Genomic DNA, 26397 nt, shown 5'->3' with positions numbered 1-26397 from the left:
CTGATATTTTACGACTTTGTAAAGCAGCAAGCATATTTGAGTATGAAATCAGAGAGCAAGCTTTTATTGCCGGCAGAGAATACGAAAGAGCAAAAAGGGAGAGTAAAATGAACAAATAAATCTAAAAACATCCTAAAAACCCGCCTTGAGCATGACTATAAGGGTATGATACGCATATTTCAAGGTGGGCTGCAATGGAAAAATTACCTGATGGCTTCAAGATTGATTTTAGCAATATTACTGTCAATTCAAAAGAGAAGCAAAAGCAAAAAGAAAAAGGCGAGAATAAAACGCATCGTAGAACAACAAAGTGCCTTGAATTATCGCTTGACTATGAAATGCGTCGGGGGTTCTCTGAACAAAAGCTCTGGGATGCAATGGGCGGCGTAAAAGCGCTAAAAGAGAACACAAGTTATAATTTTATAACCGCTGGTGATGTAGATGCGTTGAGTTATCTTCAACTTGTTTTACGCTATCAAAAATTAGATTATTGTCTTTTTTCAACGTGGTGCATGGGAGCCGAGGATATTTTGAAATTTGATCAATGGCTAACAGATGGTACAATCAAAAAGCTTGATGCGTATGTCGGTGAGATATTTCCTGGCAGCTATAAAATAGAGTGGGCAATGTTGAACGAGTTGTATACCAAGCATAAAGGAGCAGGCAGAATAGCTGTATTTCGGAACCATTCTAAAATATTTGCAGGATATGGAAATAAGTTTTATTTTGGCATACAAACAAGTGCAAATATAAATACAAACCCACGAACCGAGAACGGTTGTATAACAATCGGGCGGCATATCTTTGATTTTTACAAAGACTATTTTGATGGCATACACAGTTTCGTAAAACAAAAATGAGAAAATGAGAGTGGGTAAAGGATATACAAAAGCTCAAGTTTTGAAAGCGATTGAAACAAGCGGTGGTGTAATGGCAGTTGTTCAAAGACGGCTTGGATGCGCTTCATGGGAGACTGCCCGTAAGTATGTAGAAAAATGGAAAGAGACACAGGCAGCCTTTCTCGCTGAGGGGTGTATTGTCAACGATTTAGCGCGTTCGGTTATTATAAAGGATATTCAAGAAGGGAATGTTCAAACTGCCAAATGGTGGCTTGAGCGGCGTGTAAGGGAAGAGTTTAGTGATAAGGCAGGAATTACTCTGCCGCCTGAAAGCACTGCTCCAGATAACACGTTGAGGATAGAAATAGATGACACTACCGAGTAGCACCCTTTTTGCGAAAGCATACAATAGCGCATTCAGGGCAATTATGGCGCATAAAAAAGAGCGGTATACATTTACCGGCGGGCGGGCAAGCTGTAAATCATCGTTTATCTCGATTTGCATTGTCCTATTGATTGTCATGTTTCCAGAGTATAACGCACTTGTTATCAGAAAGACCGCCAACACCTTGCGCCGTTCCGTGTTTGAACAGATTGTCTGGGCAATAAGGCTTTTAGGGCTTGAGCGTCGCTTCCAGATACCGCGTAGTCAAACGGCTGCCTTGCCGATTATCTACAACCGCGGAGGCGGCATACAGCAGCGGATATTATTTGCAGGCTGCGATGATCCGGAGAAAATCAAATCACTTAAAACCGCATCCGGGTATTTTGCTATTTTGTGGGTAGAAGAAAAAACGGAATTTTCAGAAAGCGAATTGCAGAATATCCGTATATCAGCATTACGCGGCGGGGATACATTTTATATCTTTGAAAGCTATAACCCGCCGAGTGCTACACGGCATTGGTGTAATATCGAAGCGAGCACACCCGATAGCAATCGCATGGTAATACACACTACCTATCTCGACATACCGGCGGCATGGCTGGGAGATGCAATATTGCACGATATAGCGCATACGAAAGAGACAAACGAGCGGGCATACCGAAATATCTACCTTGGAGAGGCAACCGGTACCGGCTTAAACGTCTTTGAAAATATCAAACTACAGGCAATTACGGATGATCAGATAAAGGCGTTTGATTATATCTATCGCGGCGTTGACTGGGGTTATTACCCCGATCCGTTCCAGTACGTTGTAGTCGCATACCAAAAAGCGACGCTCTATGTTTTTGACGAAATGCGGCTTTACAAGCACGGAAACATAGAAGCGTTTGATGCCTTAAAAGACCACATGAATACACAGTATGACCGGTACCGGTACGATACGCGGCAAAAAGGTGAACAAGACAGAATAGCACTAGAGCGCATTACCGCCGATAGTGCAGAGCCGAAAAGTATCGCAGACTTTCGGGCGTTCGGAGCGAATATGCGAGGCGCTCTAAAAGGAGCAGGCAGCCGGGATGCCGGTTTTAAGTGGCTGCAAGGCTTAGACGCTATCATTATCGATCCGGTACGATGTCCACACGCCGCCGATGAGTTTACCCTCTATGAGTACGAAATAGACAAGCGAAGCGGAGACGTAATGACGGGCTATCCAGACGGGCAGCCTGATCACTGCATGGATGCGGTGCGGTATGCAATGGAAAAAGTGTACCGGCGAGCGGGAGCGTAAGATGACTATAGGGAGTGTAGGCGCACAATGTTTGAAGCAATAAAAGGATTTTTTATGAACATACTGAACCTCTTTAAAAGTTACACCATCAAAGAAGTAACCGGTATCGATACGCATATTTCAAGCGTTATGTATGAGCGTATCAGGCTCTGGGCTGATATGGCAGCGGGGCAGGCTCCATGGAACGAGAAAGCCCCGCCGTGCGGTGTGCTTGACCAGATAGCCGGGCGGCTTGCCATGATGGTATTACGTGAAATTGCCATAGAAGTACGAAGCGATGCTATCAAACCGGTGTTAGCGCATTTAGACGCAAACATAGATAAAATCGTTGAGTATATGACGCTTTTAGGCAGCGCTCTGATACGCCCGATTTACAGCGCGGGGAAACTCCAATATGAAGCACTGCCATTAGGAAACTACTTACCGACAAGCTATGATTTTGATGGCACGCTTACCGGCGCGCTGATATTCAAACAGATTGTAGACGGTAAAAAGCTCTATCTACTGGTAGAGCAGCACACCTACAAAGACGGCGCTCATTCGGTTGAATGCACCTTATACCGTAACGACCTTGGAAGTATGCATAAGGTCAATTTAACCGATTGCCAGCAAACCGCCGACATAACCCCTTCCTATACATGGCAGCGCGTGAAGCAGCCGATGATTATTGAGTTTCGCAATCACAGCACCAATAAAATTGACGGCTCAAACGTACCGGTTGCAATTATTGCCGGTTCTGAAAATCTGATCCGAGATGCAGACGAACAGTATGAGCGAATGAACTGGGAGCAGGAAGGCGGAGAGCTGCGGGTATTTGCCGACCGCGATATGTTTGAAAAGCGGGTAATACGGGACGGCGGCACGGTTGGGGTGAAAATAACCGGCAGCCTCAATCGGCTTGTTACGATGATAGACGGGGATGGAAGCCCTGACGGCAAGAAGATTACCGAACACGCCCCCGATCTCCGCACTGCTTCACAGAATGAAATGTTTCAACAGATATTGCGCCGCATTGAACTTACCTGCAACATCGGCAAGGGAACAATTTCCGATATGGAAAGTGTTCAGCAGACAGCAACGCAATATTCTGGCGGCAGGCAGGAACTCTATGCAATCATTGACCGCATAGAAGACGAAATAGAGGTAAAGTACCAGCAATGCGCCGATGTCTTTGCGTATATAGCAGCCGCTTACGGCTTAGGCAGCAATGATAGCCATATTACCGTTACCTGGAACGATGATGCTACACGAAAAGACGCGGTACAAGCAAAGCAGTTAGAGATGCAAGAGATTAGCGCCGGTATACGAGATAAATGGGAGTACCGGCGGGACTTTTTCGGAGAAGATGAATTGACCGCTAAAGCGAATGTACCGATTGAGCCGATACAATCCAGTCCGTTTGATTTAGCGTAAATTAAGGAGGTATAAAATGGAAATTACAGAAAAAAACTTAGAAGAGGCTATTTATGCGTTACGAAAATGCGCCGACGAACACAAAAATGAATGTGTCTGTACCAGCAATGTCGTAACGGAAGATATATGCCGCGATGTTGCCGCCTACCTTGAAAAACGTGTACAGCACGTAGAAAAGTTAGAGAAAGTCATTAAGGCAAGGGGCGACGCGGAAGTACTTGAAAAATTGCTAAATGAATGCGTAAACGTATTGGCAGAAGCAATGAAATTTAAGCGTATTAAAGCCGATGAACAAGCGGGAAGAACAGGAATTAAAAGGAACACGCCGAAGCTGCTATGGTTTATTGCGCGTTTGTATTTTGCACTGGATTTGTTTTTAGTCTCATTAGAGCCGGATTGGGATAGTATTTTTTATGAACCGGACGTTTTTCATAAAGTGAAAGACATGGCGCAAGATTCATTAGAGTGTGCAGTGCGGTATGTTGACGATGAAAAGCAGTGTGCAGACGAAGAATCCCGCCGCGACACTCAACACCGGTAAAGCCTCTTACCCATGCTCTCACCCCGTTACCTTGCCGGTCTTTCGGATGACCTCGTAGAAATTTATTCACAACTTGAAATCGACATACTCCGCGGTATGGCGCGCCGTCTTGCACGGGTAGGTAAGATCACCGAGGCAACCGAATGGCAAGCGCACGTATTAGCTGAGGCAGGCGGGCTTAAACAGGATATTGCGCGGATATTGCATAAATACGATAAGCGCATTGTTCAAGAGATACAGGCAATCTTTAACGATGCCCTCATAAAAAACGCCCGTGCCGATAACCGCATTTTTGCCGAAGGTACAGGGCGTATTATCAGCGATAATAACGCACAAATGATGCTTACGACAATCAAAAAAACGCATGAAGATTTATCACGTCTTACCCTTACCAGTGCCGAGGTAACAAATACAACCTTTCTCAAACAGGCAAACAATGCGTATATGCAGGTAACAAGCGGCGCATTCGACTACGATACGGCAATGAAAATGGCGGCAAACGAGATAGCAAAGGACGGCGTTACAACGATGATAACCTACAACCGTGATGCAAGACCTGTTAGACGCAGCCTTGAAAGCGCCGTTCGTATGAATATTTTAACCGGTGTCAATCAAACTGCTTCACAGCAAACTATTGATAACTGCGAAGCGCTCGACTGCGATTTAGTAGAGGTTACCGCGCATATAGGAGCGAGACCGGAGCATGAAGAATGGCAGGGTAAGGTATACAGTGTAAGCGGCAAAAGCGAAAAATACCCGCCGTTTAGTGTATGCGGTTACGGTGAAGCCGATGGTATTTGCGGTATCAACTGCCGACATTCTTTTTATCCATATTTTGAAGGAATGGAACGGCACTACAGCCAAGACGATTTAGACGAAATGAGTAAAGAGACCGTAGACTACAACGGTAAAAGCTATAGCCGCTATGAAGGGGAACAGCAATTAAGGCATATTGAACGGACGATACGGCACTACAAAAAAGAAGCCGCGGTAAAGGAAGCAATGGGAATTGATAACACTGCCGCCCGCTGCAAAATCGGCGAATGGCAGGCAAAGGCGCGAGACTTTACCGAGCAAACCGGTATTAGGCGCGACCGTGCGAGAGAGTATATCGGTATGCCGACCGGAGAAAAGCAGCTGAAAGCATTACAAAAAAAATAACACTTTTCTTATCAAAACCTGCATTTTTTGGCGTTTTTTTTCATTTCAGCCTGACTATAAGGGTATGAGAATAATCACAGATGAATTATATGCCGCGCTTATTGCGCATTTAGCAAAAGATGAAAAGGTCTCGCTTTTTCAACAGCTGCTGTTGAGCGAACAGATGGGACAAGATACCGCGCCGTCTAGTGAAACGCTTGAAAGCGACAATGAGGGGAGCGCAGAATGAAATATACAAAAGGAATTCCGCGGGGCAATATTGGAGCGAGTAAATGGAATGTAGATGAAAATATTGCAGCAGGGCAAGGGCTTTTTTCAACACCTCCTGATAGAGTTTCGATGGTTACTGTTTCGGTTCATATCCCCGAAGGGAATGCCCGTTTTACTATAGAAACAACTTATAGCAGCCAATGGAGAATTGGGCAAGACGGAACCGGTGGCTACTGGGATGCTCCGGACGAAACTCATGCCGAATATACAAAGAATACAAACATTACCATTGCCAACACAGTAACAGGGGTGCGGGTTACCTGCCTAGAGGCTGACAAGATAATCAATGTTTGTTTTGCGGGGTAAGACTATGCAATATGGAAACATTATACCAACAATATACCCGACAGGTGTATTTATCCAGAGTATCGAACAGACAAAAACAAGCAACGAATCTGGCGGAGAAAATGTCTTTACGGCAACGCTTACCAATCATACACAACATCACTTTGTTGTAAAAAATGGAAAAACAGGAACGGGAGCAACCGTTGAAGCTGCTGGTCTATTCGGATTTTACATTGACGGAAATACGGGTGATTTAATGCTTTCTTATAGCGGAAATGTAGCTCCGAATTTGACATTGAACGCAAACGGAGAGTTGATTTATACATTCTAGGAGGGTTTAAAAATGGGAACAGTAAACTTAGGACAAGTGGCAGCTTTAATACAAAGCGTGACATTTGAAACCTTGCCGGAAGGGGCAACGCCGACGGTAAGAAACGACGGGACAAAAGCAAATGCAGAATTAGTATTTGGTCTCCCTGATGTTATGACTACAGCCAAGGTTAAAGAAGCAGTAGAGACCAAGGTTAAAGAAGCGGTAGCGGCAAAAGAAGTATCGTTGCTCACAAAGATAGATAAGAAGTTTATTGAACAGTACAAAAACGGCTATATCCAGTGGCCGGGGATGCCAAGCCCACTGGAAGACACGAGCCTTCATTTTGAAGGCTATAGCTGGTACGAGGTCAATTATGACGGCAACTTTTTTAGAGCAAAGGGGCGGAATGCGAAGGCGTTTAGTTCTAAGAGATTGACTAAAGAGCAAATCAAGAATGGGGCGTATATCTTTCAAGATGATGAGCAGGGAGATGCGATACGAGAAATTTGGGGGCATTCAAAGACTGATATTAATTTCACAACAGGTGAACTAAGACAGAACGAGATGGGAGCTTTTTTTAGAAGTTATGCTTTTAATTTGCCTTATAAAGGCAGCTCTGGATATCTTACATATGGCGATCTTGTATTTAGAGCTTCTCGTGTTGTCCCGACAGCCGAAGAAAACCGCTCTCGAAACCTAACCTTTACAATCTGGGTATTGGTGAAAGACTAATAGAAGGAAATAAGATATGGAATTTGTAGAGCGTTTAGAAATTAAAGAAAATATTATTACCAACCACGTTATAGGTAAAAAGCCTCAGACGGAAAAAGAAGGGGTTACGTACTTTTACGGAAAGAATATACAAGCCAATATCGGCGATGACATCCGTATGTACACGGACTTACAGGCAGGAAATAAAAAGCCGCTTACGCAGTTGGTTGAAGAAGGTCTTGTACCGGTACCGGAAGGTAAAAAATTGAATGAAGCCGGTACGGATTTTGTCGATATGAGTGAGGCTGAAAAACTTACAGCGGGTCTTATTCAGCTCAAAGCCGATGAAAAAATTGAAGGTGAGCATATCGTAAAAAAAACAAAAAAAGAACAGTACGATGCCGGGCTTATCAGCAAGGAAGAGTATAACGCTTACATTGACCGGCTGCGGGGAGCTGCATATCAGCAAGAGGCTGATCCGCTTGGTATGCAGGTAATGCGTGGAGATATAGATAAAGATGTATGGCTTGCAAAGATAGCGGAGATAAAGCAGCGCTATCCGAAGGTAGAGTAAAAGAGGAAAGGAATAATTATAGCATGGAACATTTAGGGAATATTCCTCTAGTGGGATGGATTGTAATTGCATTTATTGCAGTGCTTATTTTTATTTTACTACATAAGGTAATTAAAAAAGGCATACAGCTAGGAGCCGGGGATAAAAAACTTATCGTTGGAGACATTGAAAAGAATATTGATGATAAATTGGAGCTATTCAAAACGGATATAGAGAAAAAAGAAAAAGACCGGCTGCACGATGAAGAGTACCGCAAGAAATTGTTTCGGCTCTCTGGAGAAATTGATGAAAAAACAAAGGCAGACGAGCGGCGGGTGATTCGCTGCATTAACGGCACAATTAAAGAAGTCTTTTTACCCTTCGTAAAATGTGAAATGCCGATGCTCTCCTGTGTTGAGTTGGTAAAAGACGTGCTGCAGGAGCGCGTAGACTATAACTGTATGCGGGAGCGGCTGACGGCAACAGAACGCAAAGGCTATATCTCTGACATTCTCTATTTCATCGAACAAGACTATAAAACCTTTTTACATAAACTCCCTGCCGTACCGTGCGGCAAGGAACAGTACCCTAGCTGGAAAGAAATCGCACCGCAAATAGAAACAATCGTCAATGACTGGGCTGATGAGATGGTAAAAATCATCGCTCGGCGCATCAAAGAAAAAATTGCAATGTACAAGGCTGAACAATCGGCATTCCTCTTACCGGAGTACAAAGAAATCTGTATTGATTATCCCATCAAAAAGAATATCGGATACTTAAAAGCGTTAGGCATAGAGTTGTAAAGACAAGGAGGCATACATGACACTGGAGCAGTTTGTAGAAAAATACAACGGCAAGAAGATTGACTATGACGGGCGTTACGGAGCGCAATGCGTTGATGTGTTCCGGCAGTACTGCAAGGATGTATTAGCAATCCCGCATACCGGCGGAGTAGTTGGAGCGGCTGAGCTTTTTACCAAGTATGATGCGATGCCGCTTGAACAAAAGTATTTTGACAAGTTGGTATATGCAGGCGGAAAGCCAGAAGCGGGAGATGTCGTTATCTTCGCTCCAACGAAAAGCAATAAATACGGACACGTTGCAATCGTCCTTGATGCAAGTTCGGAAGAGATCGCCGTCTTTGAACAGGATGGGTTTAAGCAAACCGGCGCCCATGTCGGTTCATGGAACTATGCGCGGGTGTTGGGTTTTTTGAGGAAAAGACAATAAATAAAACGGGAGTAGTGAATGAATGAAACAGAAAAAACATACTATTCAAACTGTTTTATAGAAGCAGTAAAGGCAAAAATAAAATACGGGCGAAAAGTAACAATTAAATGTGTATCGGCTTTTGAAAACCATAAAAATTATAAAGTATTTTGTCCGCACTTCTATTGGATAGATAACCAGACACACAAGAGGTATTCGTTCCATACTGATGCCGTCTTGCATTTTCCTCAATGGTTATTTTTTAAGGGAGCTGTCAAGCAACAAAAAACGAGGTAAGAATGAATGAAAAGAATGTTTCTATTGTTTGCCTTATCTGTTTTGTGCTGTTTACTCTTTCCTGCTGCTGCACAAGAGCGACTGTATACGGTAACGGAGACGGAGCTTATCAGGTTAGAGGGCATATCGGAGAACTTAGCGAAAGACAAACAGAATCTGCAATCGCAAGCGAGCAGCTTAACGGAACGCTTGAGGGGGCAAGAGAAAAAAGCGAAAACCTTAGCGGTGAGCTTACTAGAAGCAGAGAGCAAAGCGAACACCTTGAACAGTCAATTACAGACGGAGCGGGAGACATTGAAAGCCTTGCGGCAATCTTACAACGCATACGAGCTAGAGGCTGCCGAAACAATAGCGGAAAAGCAAGCCCTAATTGACGAACAAAAAGACAAACTGTATCGGCGGATGATGGTGATTATTATGCTTTTAACCGTTCTTGCTGCCGTTGTTGTTATCGGCATTGTAAAGGGTAAAAAGATTTTTTCGCTTTTTTTATGAAAAGCGCCCGGCAGCATGACTATAGAGTAAAGCGCACAAGCAGATAAGCGCGTAATAAAAAAGATCAGCACTCACAATCGGCGGGCAACGCCGTAAAACGATGCGTAATGTGAAGAACACAAAAGAGGAGATGTATGAAGCGAGAATTTTTAGAAGGGCTTAACCTTGAAACCGCTGTTATCGACCAGATTATGGCAGAGAACGGCAAGGACATAGAGCGCGAAAAGCAAAAAACGCTCACCGCGCAAGAAGCGGCAAAGGATGTGGCGGCGCAGCTTGAAAAAGCGAACAAAACGCTTGATGGTTTTAAAGACTACGAGGAGACAAAGGCGACGCTTGAAAAGTACAAAGCCGAAACAGAGACCGCGAAAAAGGAAGCGGCGGCAAAGATCGCAAGCCTTGAACGCTCTGCACAGGTAAAGGACTTTTTAAGCGGCAAGAAGTTTGTAAACGACATTACCCGTGATGCGCTTGCGGCAAAGCTCACCGAACAGCTCGGCAGTGAAGAGGCTAAAGGAAAATCACTTGACGATTTATTTAGCACCCTTACCAAGGATCAAAAAAATATCCTTGCCGATGATACCGCACCTGCCCCGCCGGTACAAGGGAGCATGAAGGGCACTTCACACGCAGCCGATGAGCGGGCAACAGCACGGGCGGTAATGGGTTTACCGCCTGAAAAAGACTAATAAGGAGCAGAAAAGAACATGGCTAATACTATTTTAACCTTTAAGAAGTACATTGATCAGATTGATGCTGTATACAAATATGCGTCTAAAACGGCTGTTTTAGAGACAAGCCCGGCGCTGGTAACACAGGGGGCAAACGCCGGGGAATTTATCATCCCTAAATTGGATATGGACGGTCTTGGGGATTACTCACGGAAGGACGGGTATACTTCTGGCGGCGTTGATCTTAAAAACGAGACAGTTAAATGCGACTTTGATCGCGGACGGCGTTTTACCGTTGACGCAATGGATAATGAAGAGACCGCGGGTGTCGCATTCGGGCAGCTGGTAGCTGAGTTTCTTCGTACCAAGGTTACCCCGGAACTCGATGCGTATCGCTTTGCGAAATATGCACTAAAAGCAGGCACCAAAAAAGCCGCCGCGATTGCCGATGGAACGGCTGCTCTGCAAGCAATCACAGAGGCAATCGGTACGCTCGATGATGCGGAAGTGCCGGAAGAAGGGCGCTATCTTTTCCTTACCCCCGCACATTTCAACGCTATTCATTCGCTTGACACCACAAAGTCAAGAGAGCTGTTAGCGACATTTGAAAGCCGTATTATCAAAGTTCCGCAAGCGCGGTTTTACTCTGCTATTGACCAGCTGAACGGCAAAGGCAGCGGCGAGGAGCAAGGCGGGTACAAAAAGAACGCAAGCGCGAAGGATGTCAACTTTATGATTATTCATAAAAGCGCTCTGATTCAATTTTCAAAGCACGTCGTTGTCAGTATTTTCCGCCCTGAAGAAAACCAGTTAGCGGATGGCTGGGCTTTTAATTACCGTTCATACGGTATTGCCGATGTCTACGAAAACAAGAAAAACGGTATCTACCTGCACACAGCAGCGTAAGAGAAGAGAGGCAGGCGGTAAAAAGCCTGCTTATTCACACTATTAAAAGATGAAAAAGGAGACGGAGTGGATGCGTACAGTAGGATATATCCCGGAAGAAGAATCGGTAACAGCGGCAAGCACGGGTATTGAAGAACAAACAAAAGATACGCCGCAAATACCCGGCAGTGAAACACCGGCAACGCCTGAAGAGCCGAAAGACGATCCCGGAAAAAAGGGCAAGAAAAAGGAATAAGCAATCAATGCCAGACTTTGACAAAGTAACCTACGATTTTTATTCGGACGCATTAGGGCGGGCTGGTATCCCATCAGAAGCAGAGTTTAACACATACCGCCTTAAAAACGTTCTCTTTGTCAAAGGGCTGTACGATGATGGGCTTATTGTGGAGCGAGAACCTGACGGCATAATAAAGGCTGCTTGTATGATGATCGAAATCGACTACCAAGCAGGCGGTAATGATACCGTAGTGACCAGCGAAAGCATTGGCGGTTATTCGTGGAGCGGGACCCAAAAAAGCCTTGAGGCAAAAAAATACGAATGCTTACAGCTTTTTTGTCATGTGATAAGCGGACGGCGCTAGGAGGCGTGTATGATCAGTAAGCGGCTATTAGTCCATTCATGCAGCGTACAAGACGTACTAGGGAAAAACCGAGACGGCGGCGCTGAGTATGCAGAAAGCATACCGCTTGAACATATACGGATTGTGCCTGCATACAGCGTAAAGCGCGGAAACACCAGCGAAGAGCAAGACGATAAGCTTTTACTCTTTATCGACGGTATGCACAGCACTCCGCGCGGGTTTGTTCCAAAAATCGGCAGCGTTATTTTTTGGAACAGTCAAGCATACACCGTCCGCGCGGTAACGCCGTGCTATACCGGCAATGGCAGTACGGTACACCATTGGGAGGTATCACTAGTATGACAATCACATTTTCGGTAAAGCGGTTAGATCAAGATGGCAAGATCATAAAAGCGAAAGTTGTACAGCGCCTTGAAAGTGTACAAGGCTATCTTGATAACCTGATCATCAGAGACAGTAATTATTTTTGCCCCAAAGAAACAAGCGTTCTGCAAAAGTCAGCGATTATCAACACCACGATGGGAAGCGGGCTTTTAATCTGGCAAACCCCGTATGCACGGGCGCAGTATTACGGAGAGCAGCTCGACCATAGTAAGCAGCGCAATCCGAACGCGTGCGCGCGATGGTTTGAAGCGGCAAAGGTGAGATGGTATGCAAAATGGGTGAGGTTTGTAAATGCACGGCTCAGAAATAGCGAAACACATTAACGAATGGGTTGAGGATAAAGGGCTGTTTCCTTTTACCGTCTATAATGATCTCATTCCTTACGCAGATAAAGACGGCGCTGCTCTTAGGCATGATCCAGCCCCCGCAGCAGAGAAGCGGTATATCGACGGTTCACGGTTTGTAAAATGGAACCTTACCTACTATATCCGCTGTAAGGATGCAGGAAAAGCACGGGATTATGCCTATCGCATTACCGACGATCTCGACGGGATTGAAATAGAAACGGATGACGCAGAGCTTATGGTAGAAGCGCTCACCTTACCGCAATTTATCGGCAAGGATGATAAAGATTTTACTACCTACAGTGCTGCCATTACGTGCAGCTATTTAGAAGAGTAGCAGCAACCCTGCTATAAAAAGGAGATACACCACCGATGGGTAAAAAGAAATTGGTAAGGAAAACCCACGTTGTACCGTTTGTCAACGTAGGTTCAGAAAGCGCTCCTGACTGGCGGCGCATTGAAAAATCAAAGACCTTTACGCTTGCATTAAACCCGCAAGTAAAAACGTATGATTACATCTCAAGCGAATTGCCTGAAGAAGAGATCACCGGCTATCAGCCGAGCCTTGCGCAAAGTCTTACGATGTGGAAAGGATCCGATGACTATCAAATCTTTTTTGATATGCTTTTCAAGCTAGAAACGGGAGAGGATGCACACCGGGATGTCATGATAGTCTTTTACCGTGAAAAGGGAAAAAACGGTGGAGACGATGTGTATAAGGCATGGAAGGTTGATGCGCTAGTCAAAGTTAGCCAGCTCGATACGGTAGACGAAAGTATCAATTTTGATCTTGCTTTTAACAAAATCGAGAAAGGCGCAATGTCCACTGCAAGTGGTAAACCGGCATTTATTGAAGGCACCTGGGCTGATACCACCTTTACTCCAGCATAAAAACCGCAATGATCGATTTAACCAAGGCAAAGCTCCCCGAAGCGATTGAGCTTGAGGGGGCTTTTTACCGCATTCATACTGATTTCCGCTATTTTATCCGTTTTGGGCAGCTACTGAAAGAGCAAGAACTAAAGCCGCATGACTGCGATTTTATGTTTATTCAAGAGATACCCCCGGATCGAATAGCGGGTATGAAAGCTCTTTTAGCATTTATGAACCCGCCGCACGTATTACCGCGCAAGAATAAGCGCGAGGATACAGGCGCGCCGGCACTCGATTACACCCTTGACGCTGATTTAATCTATGCCGCCTTTATGCAGCAATATCATATTGACTTGAGTAGTGAACCGGTTCATTGGTACCGGTTTAGCGCATTATTGGCAGGCTTACGAGATACAAAGCTTAACGACGTAATCGGTTTTAGACTCTGGGAAAATACCAGCGGCAAACGGGATGAGTACACCCGCGCAATGCAGCGGCTGAAAGACGCATGGGAGATTGAGGTAATCGATGCGGAAGATGATGCCGCCCTTGCTGAGTTTGAAGCACAATTACAGAGCGCCGCAAAAGGAAAGGAATAATATATGCCCGATGATAGCGTACAAATTGCCGTTGAACTGGGAACTGAAGGGGTTGAAAAAGGTGTCAAAAAGATCAACAAAGAAATCAAAAGTGTTGAGAAAGAAGCAGAAAAAACGACAAAAAAGGCAGCCGTTGATTTTAAGAAACTTGACACCGTTATGAATGAAGCGTCAAGCACCGCCTCCGGTTTTGCAAATAAGATTAAAGATGCCGCCTCTTCTGGTGGGATTTACGTTGCCGCCGCTGTTGCGGCTATTGCAGCAACAAAGAAAATCGGGGAAGTAATGCGCGAATGCTCAGACGCATACCATGTACAGGAAAAGGCGGAAAAAGCCCTTGAGGTTGCCGCACGGAATAATCCATATTTAGACGGGCAAGCGGTAGCAAGCCTAAAAGCATACGCAAGCGAATTGCAACAGGTTAGCGAAATCGGAGACGAGGTGAGTATCAACCTGATGGCACAGCTTGCAGCTACTGGACGCACTGAAACCCAAATCAGAGACATTATGAAAGCCGCCGCCGATTATGCCGCAGGAACCGGAACGGATATACAAAGCGCGGTACAAACCTTAAATGCTACGTTCTCCGGGCAGGCGGGCGCACTGGGGAAACAAATTGCAGGGATTAAAAACTTAACGGAGGAGGAATTAAAAAACGGAGAAGCGGTAAAGCTCATTAGTAAACACTATGACGGTTTAGCCGGTGAACTTGCCAATGTAAAAGCACAGGCAGAAGGGGCAAAAGGCGATTTTAAGGAGATGGTCGGTGCTCTTATTGCCCCCGCCGTTGATCTGTGGGATCGTTTCTGGAAGGGCTTTTATGAAAAAGGAACAGCTACTATTGGTAAAATAAAAGATGTACTCGATGTAATCAATTTTAGCAATGCTGATTTCTTACGAGATATGGCGACAAAAGCACTCAAACGAAACGAAGCAGGTACAAGCGTTATCTGGACTTTTCCAACAGCAGAGCTTGAGCGGGCTGTATCTCTGTTAGAGAAAAAAAATAAACTCACAGAAAAAGAGCAGAACCTGTACAACGAAGCAACCGCGGCACTTAAAAGGCGACGCAATGATGAAACATTGAAAGCAGCGCAAGAAGCCGCCGCGGCAAAAGCAGCAGAAGATAAAGCGAAAGCACAAAAGACCGCCGATGATTACGCAAGGGCAAGCAATAAGCAGCTTGAGAATAACATTAAAGCTCTTGAGCTTGAAGCAAAGGCAAAGGGTGAGAATGTCAAGGCGCAAGACCTTTTCAATGTCTATATGAAATCTTATATCGACTTACTAACAAACACGAATGGGGCAATAAAAGAAGGGTATCCGGTTGCACAAAAACGGCTAGAGCAGATGGAAGCGGCAAAGAAAGCCCTTGACGCACAAACGGAAGCAGAAAAAAAACTGCAAGAGGCAATTAAAGCAACAAATGCAGTAATAGATACCATCAAAGATATGAAAATAACACTAAGCCCGCTGCAAGATTTTGATCAGCAGCTTGCGCAATATAAAACGTTGCAGGATAAGATAAAGGCTTTAGATACTGTGGCAATCGAAAAAGCGCAAGAAGGAAACGAAACAAAATACACAAAAGATCAGCTATTGGAAAAACTGAAAGAAAAAGAAATTGCGCTTGAAAAAGAAAAGATACGGGAGCTTACAGGGATTAGAAAGAGTGAGGCAGAAGAATATAAAGAACTCCAGGAAAGGCGGCTTGCATTAAAAGAAGCGATTGATGCAAGTGAAGTTTTAAGTGAAGAGGAAAAAGCAAAAGCAAAAGATGAAATAGACAAACAATACTCACAGGCGAAAATTGCACGGGCGCATACGGTTATGGAAGAAATCAAAAGCTATACACAACAGATGGTACAGGTTGCGCAAGATGCCGCAAAGCTGATGCTAGAGTCAATTCAAAATGAACAAAAACTCGAGCTTGCCGCGCTTGAAGAAAGATACGAAAAGGGGGAAGTCTCAGAGACCGAATATAGCCAGAAAATGAAAGAGATTAAAAAGAAGGCGGCGCAAGAAGAGTACAAGGTAAAAATGTTTCAGTGGACAGCTTCTATGCTCTCAGCGGCAGTCAATATCGCAGAGGGGGTCAGTAAAACGCTTACCCTCGGCTTCCCAGTCGGTTTAGCGATGGCGCCGATTGTTGCGGCAGCAGGCGCGGTACAGGTTGCCTCGATCGTCGCAAGTAAGCCCGTGCCGCCGAAATTTGCAAAAGGCGGCATTGTAGGAGGGGCAAGCTATTACGGGGATACAGTAAGCGCTCAAGTCAATTCCGGGGAAATGATTACCAACTTTCCACAGCAGAAACGATTATGGGCAATGTTGAACGGAGAGAGGCAGTATAAACCCTCTTTCCCTATCACCGTCAACAATACGCAGTCCAATCGCGTAAGCGCGTATGCAAAAGAGCACAATGGAGCGGTCTTTATTGAGATTATTGATAAGCATATCAATAAAGGCTTTGCAGACGGCACGTATGATCAAGGTTTTGCCGGTATGCAAGGGCGGCACGCAGGGGTAAGCATCGAATGACAGCCTTTCCTTTTCCTGTTACAAAACTATACGGCGTACAGACCGGCTATGTCGATAACGCACTACGGCATGAGTATGATTCCGGGCGTGTCGTTACCTGGAAGAAAAATAGCACCGTCAAGCGTAAATATGCCGTATCGTGCTTTATAACAAAAGCGCAAGCAGCTATTTTTGACGAATGGTACACCAAAACACTGGGCGGTAACGGGCAACCCTTTAGCGCTCCTCGCCTCGACGGTATCGCCGGTACTGCTACGTATCGGATGGACACGCCGCCGACTTTTGAAGGGCAAGCGTATAAAGAAATTACAATGGAATGGATCGAATCATGACAAAAACCGAAACCTTTAAGGCACTCTCATTAGGCGGCGCATATACCTTGCCGTATCTTATTACCATCCATCATCCGAACGTCGGCACGGCACACTATATCAATAATAATGAAGATGTAACGTATCACGGAGTAACGTATGAAGCATCCGCGTTTAAGTACACCCGTCCTAAAACAGTCGGCGGCGTACTGCAAAACGGAACGCTTGAGATTACCGGTATTAGAACATGCGCCCTCGACATAGTAGAGGCAAGCGATGAGCTTTTTACGGTTGACGTTATCGGGGTTCTTGATGCAGCTGGGGACATAAGCCCGCTCAAGCACTTTCATCATCAATACGGCTCCGTTTCAACTGATAACGGCTTGAAGATTGTTATTTCCTTTTCCAATGATGATAGGCTTGATATGAACTTTCCGCCGTACATATTTGATGCAGATAATAACCGCGGTAATGCGTAAGGGATGACTATAGAGATATGATAGAGATTACGGATTTATTGGGCATACCGTATAAAGATCGGGGACGAGATAAAACCGGCTATGACTGTTACGGGCTTTGTATCGAAGTTGCCGCCCGCGCCGGGTACCGCCTCAACGATGTATACTATGAAGATCATGCCGTGGCTTTAAGCAGTTTGTATGCACCGACACTCAATGTCCATACGATAGCAGAGCCGAAAGAGGGTGCACTATTGGAAATGGAAATACATACGGAACGCGGGAAAGAATTACATATCGGCGTATGCTTAAACGAAAAAGACTTTATCCACATGACACGGCTAGGATGTAGGGTAAACCGCATCGGCACTTTTAAGATAAGGGGTATTTATGGCATCGATACATGTTTATAATAGCATTGGGCAAGACGTAACAACATATAAAGCATGCGGGGTTTTAAAAGATGTATTGCCCGTTATCGACTGGGAACACGCGCTTATTTTGAAAGCAGGGAAAGCCATTGACTCGGATTATATCCTGCAAGATGATGATATTATCTTTATCCGTATCTTGCCGAAAGACCCTGTTTCAGCGATGATTATCACGACGACATTCCTTCTTGCCGGCGCTCTCGTTGGCGGAATGATAGTCGGTGCCGAACTGTATAATCAGCGAAGACAGCTTGAAGAAATGCAAAATGCACAGAAAAATGCAAAGGCAAAACACAGTATAGAAAAACTCCCATTTATCAAAGGCGCTCAAAATAGAGCAGCAACCGGGCAGTATTTTCCCTATACTATCGGTGAATCGTTATTCACTCCCTATCTACTATGCCCGCCATATTACACTATTGCCGGGACCCGCGGGGAGGATCAGTACCTAAACATCGTTCTTGAATGCGGCTTTAATGACATTCTGATCAAAAAGCTGCACATGAAAAACACCGTCATTAAAACATGGAATGATACCGCCCCGCAAAACGGGGTATATGCTTTTGATACAGGAACTTACTACGATAGTCGCAATCTCATCGAAATAAGACAGACAGGAGACTTTACCACCGATGTCTTTAATAAAAAGATTATCAGTGTCACGGTAAATAAACAAATTCCTCATGATCACGCAGGGGATGATGCAGAGGAAAATGCCCGCATAGAAAAGGAATGGCAGGCAGGCGTTATACAAGAACTTGCCTCTCATCCGATGGCAGTAGAAGTTATTGTCCTTTTTGACGGTTTACGCAAGTTTGAAGATGATGCGTGGAAAGCGCAAAGCGTAACCTTACAGGCAGAGTGGACAAATGATCCGGACGCAGCAAGTCCTACATGGCATAGCTTTGATACAGGCTTTATCCAGAACGGTACACATTCTTTCAGCTTTACCTATAAGACTCGTAAACAGATGCGCTTTTGTGCAAGGCAAACCTTTACAGCCTCTCAAAGTTTTGGGAAGAAAATCAGTATACGGCTCAAGCGCACAACCCCAAAAGCAAAGAGCAATAGTCAAGAAAATGTGATCCTGTTAGCCGTACAGACTACTTGCTACGATGCAAAAAAATCATCATCTGAACAGCTTATCGCAGCAGTACCGTTAGAAGCGGATAAGCGCGATAAATGCACTCGTCTAGGCATCCGTGTTGCAGCAAACGAAAATACCGCCGATATGCTCGACAGCTTTTCGGTTATTCAATCGGGTGTAGCCCGCGTCTGGAATAAAACCGCAAAGAGCTGGAGTACCTCAAAAGTGCCGACACGGAACCTCGCTGCATGGGTACTTGAAATACTCACCGGTGCCCATCATAAACCAAGCCGGTACAAAGACGATGAACTTGATTTAGCTTCTTTCGGCGCATGGTATGAGTACTGCGATGATATGGGCTTTTTTGCTGATGGGGTTATTACCAAGGGGGAGAAAAAGAAAAACACGATCGACACACTCTGTCAAAATGGTAATGCAGCACTACTCTACAGCGAATTTACCGGAAAAATCGAAGTTGCTATTGATAACGGACGCGCTTATTCAGTCGCATTGCTCAACAGTGAAAATATTATCAGTATACAAACGTCTAAAACCTTCAAGCGAAAAACCGACGGGAAAAAAGTTACCTATATAAACCGTGATGCAGGTTATGATGCTGATAGTGTCGTTTTTATGCGCTCTGGAAAAGAGTATAACCCAGAAACCGATACAATCAGCACAACCGCTTTAAAATATATCACCGATTACAAGATGGCATATAAATATGTCTGGCGGCAGATGGCTGAAGAGTTCGCACAGCCGCGTACGGTCATTGTCAAAGTCGGTGCAGAAGGCGCATACTATCCGCTTTTTAGCCGCGTTGAAGTGCAGCATAAAGCCTTGCCCGTCGGTCTTTCTCATGCGGTGGTAAAAGAGGTAACATGGTGGGGCGGCTTATTAAAAACAATCACCATTGATGGGTATGTCGATTTTCCGCAAGGAAAAAAATGCGGCGTTATTATTCATTGTATCGATGATACAGGACATGGTATTTGCGCCGTTGAAGTTGCAGGAACGGGAAGAACCGACACCTTAAAAGTAGTCTCTGTTGTGCGTAAATCAGCAGACAGCATACCGCATACCGGAGACGTTTTAAGTTTTGGAATGCTGGATGTTGATGGCGGCTTTTCTGCTGTTACCCGCACGATGAAAATAGTCGGCATCGAACCGGCTGACTATGGCTATACGCTTACCTTAAAAGACTACAATCACGCATTATATCAATACGGGGATATGCCGGAGTATAAAAGTAATATCACCTATATACCAGATGGCAACCCCAAACCGCACACGGCTGATAATGGTTATGTAACACGGGATGAATTAAAAAAGGTAAATGAGCAAGCCGTAAAACAAGCAGCCCTTGAAGCTGCTGCAAAAGCCGCGCAAGAGGCGATCGATGTCATAACCCGCGGTAATCATTTTTCCGATGTATTCAATCTCCACGGGGGCGGGACATCTCTTGAAGATTTGATTGACAAGATGGACGAAGATGCCCGCAATGCAAAAGACGGGTTATCTATTACCAAAGACGAAATACTTTTGAAGGTATCGGACACGGAAGAGGGCTTACAAACGTATATCGGCATTACCAAGAAAGAAATCCTTGCAAAAGCAGACGATATGCGCCGCGAGCTTACCGCACTTTTAAACATACAGGCAGGGGCAATTCATGCCCTCGTGAAAGGCGGAGGGGCAACGGGGCAGATGTCTTTAAGTCTTAACCTCCCTGTGATCATTAACGCAAAAACCCGTGAAAAGCTCATAAAAGCAAGCACTTTAGAGAAAGTCAACGCCGTATACGCCAAGGTAAAAGATACTGACTATTACGGTATTAAAGGCAATGCCGGAAGTGCTGTTATAAAACCGCTCTGGGAAGATGCCCGCCGCGCCGCCTTGCTTGCCAGTCAAATAAGCCTTGAAGCAGATCAGATACAGTTCAAGTCCGATAATGTTTTTGTAAATGGCAAGCTCAAGGCAGACTATATCAACGTCCTTGAGTTAGCCGCAAAAAAGACGTTTGTAGAAAATCTTATTGTACAAAAGCTGCGGATTGATAGCGACAATACCACCCATCAGGATTTTGAAGCATGGTTTGATAAAACGAACGGGTTGAAGATAAATAACAAGGGAAAGGAGATATTCAAGGTTGATGCCGCGGGGAATGTTTTTGCGAAGAATGCGACGTTAGATGACGGGCATTTTTCAGGGATAATCACGACCTCTGTTTTTGATGTTATAAAAAGAAATGAAAATATCGGATTGTTATTTAATTACGATGTCAACACTAAAGCTTCTAAGGTATATAAAGAAAACAAAAACGGGACACAATTAGTGGAGGGTGTAGTAGATAATAAAAAAATCAAAGCTATAGAAATTAAATATGAAAAAATACAAACGGGTCAAGATTATGCCCCTATAGGAATGTATTATTATTATACAGAGAAACACATGGTAATACTTACTTTTATGGATGGCTCTAATAAAAATTTTTCTTATGGTTTCAAAGGAAGATGGTACAACGACAAATATGAAACAACTTACGAACATTGGGATGATACAATCCCTTTTCCTATTAAAGCCTATGAACCCGACATAGCTGATAAAGTTGTTCGTTTTAAAAAGCTATCAAGAGGAAAGCCCACAGTAAACGACATCGTCTATATTTCAGAGGAAAATGGTAAAAGATATCTTTGTGTTAGTTAGGTTTTTGCTCTTTTTCGATAGTTGCAAAAATGGGTGGGTTATTCATTTGAGAACAACTCATAATAGGCAATGTAAAAGACAGTAACATCAACACGAATAAAATTTTTTTCATGGTTTAATCCTTCCTGATGTCTTAAACTTTAGAAATGTTTTTATGTATTGAATTAATACTTAATAATAATTTTCTGATTCTGAACATCGGCTTTTAAAACGACACCACCAGAAACGGCAATCGGTTGTATTTTCTCTGGATTAAATATTTGCATATGAATTGTTTGTTCTTCATTAATAGTTTGAGTGTCAAATAAATTATGCATATCTGATAATCTCACCTTCTTATTGATTGTATTATAAACAATAAAACTAACAGGTTGAGCATTTAAAATTTCATAGTGTGTATCAGTAACTTTCTTCAAATAATTACGCCCAATACTTACAATCGAAACATCACCATTAGTATACATGGGTAGTAAAAGCGATTTGCCCGCGCTTACTGTAAATTTATAAGATAAAATCTGCTTGTCATTCTCTTTAAAATTTTTTGCATCGACTGTCGCAACATAATCAGACTTATTTTCAATAATAGTATCTTTTGTCTTATACATTTGACACCCTGCCAGTGCTAACACCAGCAGCAATAAAACCGCAATCTTTTTCATGGTAAACTCCTTAATCAAAGTAAATACGATGTGTGTCTATTATTTATTCAAGATTATCATTTTGCTGTTAAAAGAAATTCTTTAATTAAGCGAGGAATAAATGAACGCATTCTTTGTATAGCGAATTTTTCACCAATAGCTTTTTCTTCCCTCAATCTTTGTATTAATATATTAAAAAATTCAGCTAAATCTTTAATCGAATTTGTTTTGATTAAATTTTTCAATTGAGCAATCCAATCTTTTGGGAGCATATCTAACAAGAGACGATATGAAAAAAGAAAATTTAAATATAAATCTGCATAATCATCTTGAAAATCCTCAAATCCTATTCTGAAATGTTTGTCATTAAATAAAGGCAAAGGAATATCCTTGTTTTGTTCATCTTTTTTAACAATGCCAAGCGCAGCAATAAGCCGTTCAAAGTCATCAGATGCGGTAACAACTAACTTTTCCTTTAATCGCTCTTTCAATTGATTAATTAAAATGCTTGGACCTTTGCCGAGTACTGAAACCGACAACATTGCTGCTACACAATGAACAAACTCATGTATTGCTAATGCTTTTCTTTGCATCCGCAGTTCAACATCGTCGGATTGGTATAAATCTTCATTTAATACTATCGAAAATATAAATAAATCTCTTTTTTTGTTGTAAATCGAAGTAGTGTATCCTTTTTTGCCATTCGGTATACTTTGTGCTTGAATAGCGACAAGACATCGCGCCATACCATTTATGACAAGTGTACGATAACGGGCTGCTTGTATGCAACAAGGTTTTGCTTTTGCATCGACATATTGAATATGCAGTTCTTTTAATAGAGGACGAAAAATTTCAATAGCCCATTCAACATCGTGAATGCTTTTACCGGGATATGGTGTCATTATTAGTTACACTTCTCCTCTTCCTTAGCAATCTCAGCAGAGATAGCATCAAAATCAAGAGAATCAAGCACTCTTTGCGTAGAACAGATTGCATTTTGTATAATATCTAATGACAATTCACCATCATAGGCTTGGATATCAAATATTCCTAACTTGTGAATATTTTGCTCTAATTCATAGGTTTTCTTTTTGTCCATCAGCCATCACTCCTCTCATGTAATAAGTTTATACAGACTTCTACATTCTGTATATGTTTATTACCCCTATATCGTCATTTCTAAAAACGTAAAACATAAATGCTTTAACAACTACTCATTATTTTAGCGGGTTACATCGTTTTTCTTTTGCTTGTTCTGCTAATTGATGAAAATCAAGATTGATTGATTTTACCACGTCGACAGCGTCTTGAATACAGGATGGAGTAAACTCGCCGGATGCCTCAATATTAAGAATGCCGAGGCTATCCATTTCCTTTTGCAGCTTTTCTACATTGGTTTTATCCATAAGTACACCTCCTTTCTCTATAAAGTTAGCCATGCTTGTCCTACCGTCAAGTATCGGCTAGAGGGTATTACTGCTTTAATAAACCTTCTGTATCATAAAAACAATATACTTACTCATTGTTACAGATCGTAAAAATGTTAATCATTAAGATTGATAATTATCATATATGAAAAAAGAAAAAACCGCAAGTGTTTTTTTTAACCGCCTTTTTCAAGCCCTCCAGCCTGACTATAGGGGTATGAACGAAGAACTTACATTGATGCAGCGGTCTATTTTTGCCCCTACACAAACCCAATGCGTACCGGATCCCCTTCCGCTTTCCGTTTCGGAACCGCAAAGAACGATACATGTAATTGGCGATAATGCTGAACCAGTACAACCGGCGTATTGCCAATAATACATAGCTATTACGGAGGTTTTTATGAAAAACACTGCAAAAAATACGGTTGTGTGTTATAATGCCAATATGACAAAGGCATTTAAAACAATTTATACCCTTCTCAACCGGCTTGAGAAAGGGCTTGACTATGAAGATTTTGACGCTGAAAAAGAAATTAGCCCTAAAGCGCTCAAAATTACTGAAAACCGATGGAACGCTTATATCAAAATGCTTAATGATGCCGGTTATATCACCGGCGTAAGAATTGATGATTATATAAACGGCGAGATCGATATTGACATATCGGAAATCAGCTTGACGCTTCAGGGCTTACAGTATTTAGCGGAAAATACCATGATGGTGCGGATGTGGAACGCATTCAAAACGGTTAAAGAAGTGAAAGATACCATAGTTCCATAAAGAATAGTGTAGGGGGTGCCGATGGTGGTAACTGGGAGGGTATCATCATGTTTAGGAGGCAATCCTTATGCGTAAACCGTGGAGTATGCACAAACGAAAAGGCATTTATCAAACACAGCTGTATGACTACACAAACAAGAAGTACCTTACAGCCAAAAGCACCGGCACAAAAGACCGGAACGAAGCGATGCTTATAGCTTATCGGCGGGCGATGGAATTTGATAGCGGCATTGCGGCAGAGTACACCGAATGGGTTAAGAATGTTTCAATGATAACGCTTTCCAATGAAAAACACCCGCTTAATACTGAAATGGCAGCGATGATACAAGCTGCCTGTCAAGATGCTGTTGCTAAGACGTTGCAAACTATCCTTTATAACAAAAACACAGAGCAGCCCTATTCCGTATCAGCGGCAGAGTACGAAGATGCCCCGGAAGAGGCAAAACTGCTGTTAGACCAGCTTTCAACCTTGACATTTTATGACTATACCCAACTTTACTGGGACTATGACAAAAGCCCGCACATTCAAGGTTTTATCAGAAGGGGAGAAACCCCGCCGAACCCAGAGCGGTTTCATGATAGAGCAAGGGCTATAAAAAAGTATGCAAAATTCTTTCCGCAATGTCTCTTGACCGAAATAACGGGGGCAAAGATTGATACGCTGCTCGGTGCTATCAAAAAGGAAGGAAACCTTAAAGACAGTACAATTAAGGTGTTTCGCTATATCTTTAGTCAAGCGCTCAGCTATGCCTATCAGCATAATCTGATTACACGGGATGTAGCACACCAAATATCACGTGAAACAAAATCTGCACAAAAAAAAGCAAAAAAAGAAGCTGAAAAGGCAATTTTTACCAAAGAAGAGCTAAATAGGCTCTTCAACAGTGATGATAATCCCTTTGTACTGGAAGTCTACAAGCTGCTCAATGAGCTATTATTTAAAACAGGGTGCCGCATTGGAGAATTACAAGCGCTCCAGATACAAGATGTAATTAAAACAGAAAAAGGCTACGCGATCAAAGTTGATAAAAACTATTCCAGATCGGGTAAGCGGATTAAATGCACAAAAACAGAGCGCACTGATATGGTCCCTATTTCCGATACGCTTGCTGCAAAGCTGGTAGCACATATCGAAAAACACCCGCTAAAAGATAAACCGGATGCGTTTATCTTTTTCTCTGCTCAAAATATTCATAGCCCAATGAGTTATACAGCAATCCGTAAAAACTTTATTGCTACGATGGAAACGCTCAACTTTACAAGACCAAACCTGACATTGCATAGTTACCGGCATACATACGCGACCTTTTTACTCATGGCAGGATTTTCGGAAAAAGAACTCAAGGTAGCAACCCGGCACGACTGCATAGCGGAGGTGTGGCGTTATGCCGACCACTATACGCCTGAAATTGAGCAGCTCAAACACCGGGCTATTATCGCACTTGACACAATGATCTCCTAGACAAATACGAGAAAGCGATTATAAAACCATCACTCCTCACTTTTTGAACGGCATTTTATACGCCTGACGGCAAAGGCATCTGCAAACAGTTTGCAAAAACACCATAAAAAGGCGTAAAAATCAATAAAAATCAGCACAAATAGACAAAATTGTAAAAATAATGCTTGACAAGAGCGCATCCATAGCTTACTATAAAGACAGTTAGAGAAACATTTGTTTTGTAAGACAAAGTGTAAGATAACTGATTAAAAATATGTACTAAAAACGCCCAAAAATGAGCGTTTTATCCTATCTTTTAGCATTTTTCCTTGGTGAACATTCAGTTTTTAGAGGTTCCCGGGTATATTTTAACTGTTCCGATATAAATATACCCATTGTAGCTTGTCTAAAACTCTTCATGCGCTTGTCGTGCAAGTTTGCCATTTGCTCTCGCTATTTTGTAC

At 43.2% G+C, this 26397-nt stretch carries 36 protein-coding genes; 32 read left to right on the top strand and 4 right to left on the bottom strand.

The features are described from left to right. Positions 1-194 precede the first annotated feature (194 nt). From ACTTJ8_RS01240 to ACTTJ8_RS01100, 29 genes are all read left to right on the top strand, one after another. Complete coding sequence (locus tag ACTTJ8_RS01240; protein WP_442720107.1) at positions 195-860, top strand: hypothetical protein; 666 nt, start codon at positions 195-197, stop codon at positions 858-860. Positions 861-870: 10 nt separating this feature from the next. Continuing rightward, the gene (locus ACTTJ8_RS01235; RefSeq protein WP_442720106.1) at positions 871-1224 is read left to right on the top strand and encodes a hypothetical protein; all 354 of its coding nucleotides are present in this window, start codon (positions 871-873) and stop codon (positions 1222-1224) included. After that, complete coding sequence (locus ACTTJ8_RS01230; protein ID WP_442720105.1) at positions 1208-2512, top strand: PBSX family phage terminase large subunit; 1305 nt, start codon at positions 1208-1210, stop codon at positions 2510-2512. Before ACTTJ8_RS01235 ends, ACTTJ8_RS01230 begins: the two co-directional genes overlap by 17 nt. A 54-nt stretch (positions 2513-2566) precedes the next feature. After that, positions 2567-3925, top strand: coding sequence for a phage portal protein (locus ACTTJ8_RS01225; RefSeq protein ID WP_442720104.1), 1359 nt, complete (start codon positions 2567-2569; stop codon positions 3923-3925). 16 nt (positions 3926-3941) lie between these two features. After that, positions 3942-4466, top strand: a complete 525-nt coding sequence (locus tag ACTTJ8_RS01220) for a hypothetical protein (RefSeq protein WP_442720103.1) — start codon at positions 3942-3944, stop codon at positions 4464-4466. A gap of 12 nt (positions 4467-4478) precedes the next feature. Beyond that, positions 4479-5627 (top strand): phage minor capsid protein, encoded by a 1149-nt coding sequence (locus ACTTJ8_RS01215; protein WP_442720102.1) that lies wholly within the window; start codon positions 4479-4481, stop codon positions 5625-5627. Between the two features lie 64 nt (positions 5628-5691). After that, positions 5692-5856 carry a hypothetical protein gene (locus ACTTJ8_RS01210; RefSeq protein ID WP_442720101.1) on the top strand — a complete coding sequence of 55 codons (165 nt, stop codon included), beginning with the start codon at positions 5692-5694 and terminating at the stop codon, positions 5854-5856. Further along, on the top strand, positions 5853-6203 hold the full coding sequence (locus tag ACTTJ8_RS01205) for a hypothetical protein (RefSeq protein WP_442720100.1): 351 nt from the start codon (positions 5853-5855) through the stop codon (positions 6201-6203). Before ACTTJ8_RS01210 ends, ACTTJ8_RS01205 begins: the two co-directional genes overlap by 4 nt. A 4-nt stretch (positions 6204-6207) precedes the next feature. Then, the gene (locus ACTTJ8_RS01200) at positions 6208-6513 is read left to right on the top strand and encodes a hypothetical protein (RefSeq protein ID WP_442720099.1); all 306 of its coding nucleotides are present in this window, start codon (positions 6208-6210) and stop codon (positions 6511-6513) included. A gap of 12 nt (positions 6514-6525) precedes the next feature. Then, positions 6526-7227, top strand: a complete 702-nt coding sequence (locus ACTTJ8_RS01195; protein ID WP_442720098.1) for a hypothetical protein — start codon at positions 6526-6528, stop codon at positions 7225-7227. A gap of 16 nt (positions 7228-7243) precedes the next feature. Then, positions 7244-7780: a hypothetical protein gene (locus ACTTJ8_RS01190; RefSeq protein ID WP_442720097.1), complete on the top strand. Its 537-nt coding sequence runs from the start codon at positions 7244-7246 to the stop codon at positions 7778-7780. Continuing rightward, entirely contained in the window at positions 7729-8562 is an 834-nt protein-coding gene (locus ACTTJ8_RS01185) for a hypothetical protein (RefSeq protein ID WP_442720096.1), read from the top strand. Before ACTTJ8_RS01190 ends, ACTTJ8_RS01185 begins: the two co-directional genes overlap by 52 nt. Before the next feature lie 16 nt (positions 8563-8578). Beyond that, the gene (locus ACTTJ8_RS01180) at positions 8579-8989 is read left to right on the top strand and encodes a CHAP domain-containing protein (protein WP_442720095.1); all 411 of its coding nucleotides are present in this window, start codon (positions 8579-8581) and stop codon (positions 8987-8989) included. An 18-nt stretch (positions 8990-9007) separates the two neighbouring features. After that, complete coding sequence (locus ACTTJ8_RS01175; RefSeq protein ID WP_442718971.1) at positions 9008-9265, top strand: hypothetical protein; 258 nt, start codon at positions 9008-9010, stop codon at positions 9263-9265. A 6-nt stretch (positions 9266-9271) separates the two neighbouring features. Then, positions 9272-9760 (top strand): hypothetical protein, encoded by a 489-nt coding sequence (locus tag ACTTJ8_RS01170; RefSeq protein ID WP_442720094.1) that lies wholly within the window; start codon positions 9272-9274, stop codon positions 9758-9760. Positions 9761-9894: 134 nt separating this feature from the next. Further along, positions 9895-10449, top strand: coding sequence for a phage scaffolding protein (locus ACTTJ8_RS01165; protein WP_442720093.1), 555 nt, complete (start codon positions 9895-9897; stop codon positions 10447-10449). Positions 10450-10467: 18 nt separating this feature from the next. After that, the gene (locus ACTTJ8_RS01160) at positions 10468-11337 is read left to right on the top strand and encodes a hypothetical protein (protein ID WP_442715240.1); all 870 of its coding nucleotides are present in this window, start codon (positions 10468-10470) and stop codon (positions 11335-11337) included. 49 nt (positions 11338-11386) lie between these two features. Then, positions 11387-11572: a hypothetical protein gene (locus ACTTJ8_RS01155; RefSeq protein ID WP_442720092.1), complete on the top strand. Its 186-nt coding sequence runs from the start codon at positions 11387-11389 to the stop codon at positions 11570-11572. A 7-nt stretch (positions 11573-11579) separates the two neighbouring features. Continuing rightward, on the top strand, positions 11580-11918 hold the full coding sequence (locus ACTTJ8_RS01150; protein WP_442715238.1) for a hypothetical protein: 339 nt from the start codon (positions 11580-11582) through the stop codon (positions 11916-11918). Between the two features lie 9 nt (positions 11919-11927). Further along, a complete protein-coding gene (locus ACTTJ8_RS01145; protein WP_442715237.1) occupies positions 11928-12260 on the top strand; it encodes a putative minor capsid protein in 333 nt (110 codons plus the stop codon). Continuing rightward, a complete protein-coding gene (locus tag ACTTJ8_RS01140) occupies positions 12257-12625 on the top strand; it encodes a minor capsid protein (RefSeq protein ID WP_442720091.1) in 369 nt (122 codons plus the stop codon). The genes ACTTJ8_RS01145 and ACTTJ8_RS01140 overlap by 4 nt, the downstream gene beginning before the upstream one ends. Then, on the top strand, positions 12594-12983 hold the full coding sequence (locus ACTTJ8_RS01135) for a phage tail terminator protein (RefSeq protein ID WP_442715235.1): 390 nt from the start codon (positions 12594-12596) through the stop codon (positions 12981-12983). The genes ACTTJ8_RS01140 and ACTTJ8_RS01135 overlap by 32 nt, the downstream gene beginning before the upstream one ends. Before the next feature lie 35 nt (positions 12984-13018). Continuing rightward, the gene (locus ACTTJ8_RS01130; RefSeq protein ID WP_442715234.1) at positions 13019-13537 is read left to right on the top strand and encodes a hypothetical protein; all 519 of its coding nucleotides are present in this window, start codon (positions 13019-13021) and stop codon (positions 13535-13537) included. Between the two features lie 8 nt (positions 13538-13545). Further along, positions 13546-14118, top strand: coding sequence for a Gp15 family bacteriophage protein (locus ACTTJ8_RS01125; RefSeq protein ID WP_442720090.1), 573 nt, complete (start codon positions 13546-13548; stop codon positions 14116-14118). 3 nt (positions 14119-14121) lie between these two features. Further along, positions 14122-16656 (top strand): hypothetical protein, encoded by a 2535-nt coding sequence (locus tag ACTTJ8_RS01120; RefSeq protein WP_442720089.1) that lies wholly within the window; start codon positions 14122-14124, stop codon positions 16654-16656. Next, on the top strand, positions 16653-16988 hold the full coding sequence (locus ACTTJ8_RS01115) for a hypothetical protein (protein WP_442720088.1): 336 nt from the start codon (positions 16653-16655) through the stop codon (positions 16986-16988). The genes ACTTJ8_RS01120 and ACTTJ8_RS01115 overlap by 4 nt, the downstream gene beginning before the upstream one ends. Next, positions 16985-17446 (top strand): hypothetical protein, encoded by a 462-nt coding sequence (locus ACTTJ8_RS01110; protein ID WP_442720087.1) that lies wholly within the window; start codon positions 16985-16987, stop codon positions 17444-17446. Before ACTTJ8_RS01115 ends, ACTTJ8_RS01110 begins: the two co-directional genes overlap by 4 nt. A 17-nt stretch (positions 17447-17463) precedes the next feature. Further along, positions 17464-17838, top strand: a complete 375-nt coding sequence (locus ACTTJ8_RS01105) for an NlpC/P60 family protein (protein WP_442715229.1) — start codon at positions 17464-17466, stop codon at positions 17836-17838. Further along, a complete protein-coding gene (locus ACTTJ8_RS01100) occupies positions 17816-21649 on the top strand; it encodes a phage tail protein (RefSeq protein ID WP_442720086.1) in 3834 nt (1277 codons plus the stop codon). Before ACTTJ8_RS01105 ends, ACTTJ8_RS01100 begins: the two co-directional genes overlap by 23 nt. A gap of 164 nt (positions 21650-21813) precedes the next feature. Here the strand turns inward: ACTTJ8_RS01100 and ACTTJ8_RS01095 are convergent, their stop codons facing one another. From ACTTJ8_RS01095 to ACTTJ8_RS01080, 4 genes are all read right to left on the bottom strand, one after another. Then, on the bottom strand, positions 21814-22308 hold the full coding sequence (locus ACTTJ8_RS01095) for a hypothetical protein (RefSeq protein ID WP_442720085.1): 495 nt from the start codon (positions 22306-22308) through the stop codon (positions 21814-21816). Positions 22309-22364: 56 nt separating this feature from the next. Next, the gene (locus tag ACTTJ8_RS01090; protein WP_442715226.1) at positions 22365-23189 is read right to left on the bottom strand and encodes a hypothetical protein; all 825 of its coding nucleotides are present in this window, start codon (positions 23187-23189) and stop codon (positions 22365-22367) included. 2 nt (positions 23190-23191) lie between these two features. Continuing rightward, entirely contained in the window at positions 23192-23386 is a 195-nt protein-coding gene (locus tag ACTTJ8_RS01085; protein WP_442715225.1) for a hypothetical protein, read from the bottom strand. Between the two features lie 118 nt (positions 23387-23504). Continuing rightward, complete coding sequence (locus ACTTJ8_RS01080) at positions 23505-23693, bottom strand: hypothetical protein (protein ID WP_442715224.1); 189 nt, start codon at positions 23691-23693, stop codon at positions 23505-23507. Between the two features lie 166 nt (positions 23694-23859). On the opposite strand from ACTTJ8_RS01080, the gene ACTTJ8_RS01075 reads away from it, so the two are divergent. The 3 genes from ACTTJ8_RS01075 (at position 23860) to ACTTJ8_RS01065 (ending at position 25954) form a co-directional block, all read left to right on the top strand. Beyond that, positions 23860-24090 carry a hypothetical protein gene (locus tag ACTTJ8_RS01075; protein WP_442715223.1) on the top strand — a complete coding sequence of 77 codons (231 nt, stop codon included), beginning with the start codon at positions 23860-23862 and terminating at the stop codon, positions 24088-24090. Positions 24091-24114: 24 nt separating this feature from the next. After that, positions 24115-24492, top strand: coding sequence for a YjcQ family protein (locus ACTTJ8_RS01070; protein WP_442715222.1), 378 nt, complete (start codon positions 24115-24117; stop codon positions 24490-24492). Between the two features lie 67 nt (positions 24493-24559). Continuing rightward, positions 24560-25954 carry a tyrosine-type recombinase/integrase gene (locus ACTTJ8_RS01065; RefSeq protein ID WP_442720084.1) on the top strand — a complete coding sequence of 465 codons (1395 nt, stop codon included), beginning with the start codon at positions 24560-24562 and terminating at the stop codon, positions 25952-25954. The last annotated feature ends 443 nt before the right edge of the window (positions 25955-26397 follow it).

Origin of the sequence: Treponema sp. (assembly GCF_052169735.1) — a bacterium.
In the GTDB taxonomy this organism is placed as follows: Bacteria; Spirochaetota; Spirochaetia; order Treponematales; family Treponemataceae; genus Treponema.
This window is presented reverse-complemented; position numbering and strand designations above follow the sequence as displayed.

What these genes read in the sequence shown, in the direction of transcription:
- ACTTJ8_RS01155 (WP_442720092.1), top strand. Translation starts at nt 11,387, where the DNA reads ATGAAAAAGGAGACGGAGTGGATGCGTACAGTAGGATATATCCCGGAA.
- ACTTJ8_RS01100 (WP_442720086.1), top strand. Translation starts at nt 17,816, where the DNA reads ATGGCATCGATACATGTTTATAATAGCATTGGGCAAGACGTAACAACA.
- ACTTJ8_RS01175 (WP_442718971.1), top strand. Translation starts at nt 9,008, where the DNA reads ATGAATGAAACAGAAAAAACATACTATTCAAACTGTTTTATAGAAGCA.
- ACTTJ8_RS01150 (WP_442715238.1), top strand. Translation starts at nt 11,580, where the DNA reads ATGCCAGACTTTGACAAAGTAACCTACGATTTTTATTCGGACGCATTA.
- ACTTJ8_RS01190 (WP_442720097.1), top strand. Translation starts at nt 7,244, where the DNA reads ATGGAATTTGTAGAGCGTTTAGAAATTAAAGAAAATATTATTACCAAC.
- ACTTJ8_RS01205 (WP_442720100.1), top strand. Translation starts at nt 5,853, where the DNA reads ATGAAATATACAAAAGGAATTCCGCGGGGCAATATTGGAGCGAGTAAA.
- ACTTJ8_RS01140 (WP_442720091.1), top strand. Translation starts at nt 12,257, where the DNA reads ATGACAATCACATTTTCGGTAAAGCGGTTAGATCAAGATGGCAAGATC.
- ACTTJ8_RS01130 (WP_442715234.1), top strand. Translation starts at nt 13,019, where the DNA reads ATGGGTAAAAAGAAATTGGTAAGGAAAACCCACGTTGTACCGTTTGTC.
- ACTTJ8_RS01170 (WP_442720094.1), top strand. Translation starts at nt 9,272, where the DNA reads ATGAAAAGAATGTTTCTATTGTTTGCCTTATCTGTTTTGTGCTGTTTA.
- ACTTJ8_RS01165 (WP_442720093.1), top strand. Translation starts at nt 9,895, where the DNA reads ATGAAGCGAGAATTTTTAGAAGGGCTTAACCTTGAAACCGCTGTTATC.
- ACTTJ8_RS01120 (WP_442720089.1), top strand. Translation starts at nt 14,122, where the DNA reads ATGCCCGATGATAGCGTACAAATTGCCGTTGAACTGGGAACTGAAGGG.
- ACTTJ8_RS01160 (WP_442715240.1), top strand. Translation starts at nt 10,468, where the DNA reads ATGGCTAATACTATTTTAACCTTTAAGAAGTACATTGATCAGATTGAT.
- ACTTJ8_RS01240 (WP_442720107.1), top strand. Translation starts at nt 195, where the DNA reads ATGGAAAAATTACCTGATGGCTTCAAGATTGATTTTAGCAATATTACT.
- ACTTJ8_RS01200 (WP_442720099.1), top strand. Translation starts at nt 6,208, where the DNA reads ATGCAATATGGAAACATTATACCAACAATATACCCGACAGGTGTATTT.
- ACTTJ8_RS01110 (WP_442720087.1), top strand. Translation starts at nt 16,985, where the DNA reads ATGACAAAAACCGAAACCTTTAAGGCACTCTCATTAGGCGGCGCATAT.
- ACTTJ8_RS01090 (WP_442715226.1), bottom strand. Translation starts at nt 23,189, where the DNA reads ATGACACCATATCCCGGTAAAAGCATTCACGATGTTGAATGGGCTATT.
- ACTTJ8_RS01095 (WP_442720085.1), bottom strand. Translation starts at nt 22,308, where the DNA reads ATGAAAAAGATTGCGGTTTTATTGCTGCTGGTGTTAGCACTGGCAGGG.
- ACTTJ8_RS01210 (WP_442720101.1), top strand. Translation starts at nt 5,692, where the DNA reads ATGAGAATAATCACAGATGAATTATATGCCGCGCTTATTGCGCATTTA.
- ACTTJ8_RS01125 (WP_442720090.1), top strand. Translation starts at nt 13,546, where the DNA reads ATGATCGATTTAACCAAGGCAAAGCTCCCCGAAGCGATTGAGCTTGAG.
- ACTTJ8_RS01065 (WP_442720084.1), top strand. Translation starts at nt 24,560, where the DNA reads ATGCGTAAACCGTGGAGTATGCACAAACGAAAAGGCATTTATCAAACA.
- ACTTJ8_RS01080 (WP_442715224.1), bottom strand. Translation starts at nt 23,693, where the DNA reads ATGGATAAAACCAATGTAGAAAAGCTGCAAAAGGAAATGGATAGCCTC.
- ACTTJ8_RS01215 (WP_442720102.1), top strand. Translation starts at nt 4,479, where the DNA reads ATGCTCTCACCCCGTTACCTTGCCGGTCTTTCGGATGACCTCGTAGAA.
- ACTTJ8_RS01220 (WP_442720103.1), top strand. Translation starts at nt 3,942, where the DNA reads ATGGAAATTACAGAAAAAAACTTAGAAGAGGCTATTTATGCGTTACGA.
- ACTTJ8_RS01185 (WP_442720096.1), top strand. Translation starts at nt 7,729, where the DNA reads ATGGCTTGCAAAGATAGCGGAGATAAAGCAGCGCTATCCGAAGGTAGA.
- ACTTJ8_RS01070 (WP_442715222.1), top strand. Translation starts at nt 24,115, where the DNA reads ATGAAAAACACTGCAAAAAATACGGTTGTGTGTTATAATGCCAATATG.
- ACTTJ8_RS01230 (WP_442720105.1), top strand. Translation starts at nt 1,208, where the DNA reads ATGACACTACCGAGTAGCACCCTTTTTGCGAAAGCATACAATAGCGCA.
- ACTTJ8_RS01180 (WP_442720095.1), top strand. Translation starts at nt 8,579, where the DNA reads ATGACACTGGAGCAGTTTGTAGAAAAATACAACGGCAAGAAGATTGAC.
- ACTTJ8_RS01075 (WP_442715223.1), top strand. Translation starts at nt 23,860, where the DNA reads ATGAAAAAAGAAAAAACCGCAAGTGTTTTTTTTAACCGCCTTTTTCAA.
- ACTTJ8_RS01145 (WP_442715237.1), top strand. Translation starts at nt 11,928, where the DNA reads ATGATCAGTAAGCGGCTATTAGTCCATTCATGCAGCGTACAAGACGTA.
- ACTTJ8_RS01225 (WP_442720104.1), top strand. Translation starts at nt 2,567, where the DNA reads ATGAACATACTGAACCTCTTTAAAAGTTACACCATCAAAGAAGTAACC.
- ACTTJ8_RS01135 (WP_442715235.1), top strand. Translation starts at nt 12,594, where the DNA reads ATGCACGGCTCAGAAATAGCGAAACACATTAACGAATGGGTTGAGGAT.
- ACTTJ8_RS01115 (WP_442720088.1), top strand. Translation starts at nt 16,653, where the DNA reads ATGACAGCCTTTCCTTTTCCTGTTACAAAACTATACGGCGTACAGACC.
- ACTTJ8_RS01105 (WP_442715229.1), top strand. Translation starts at nt 17,464, where the DNA reads ATGATAGAGATTACGGATTTATTGGGCATACCGTATAAAGATCGGGGA.
- ACTTJ8_RS01085 (WP_442715225.1), bottom strand. Translation starts at nt 23,386, where the DNA reads ATGGACAAAAAGAAAACCTATGAATTAGAGCAAAATATTCACAAGTTA.
- ACTTJ8_RS01195 (WP_442720098.1), top strand. Translation starts at nt 6,526, where the DNA reads ATGGGAACAGTAAACTTAGGACAAGTGGCAGCTTTAATACAAAGCGTG.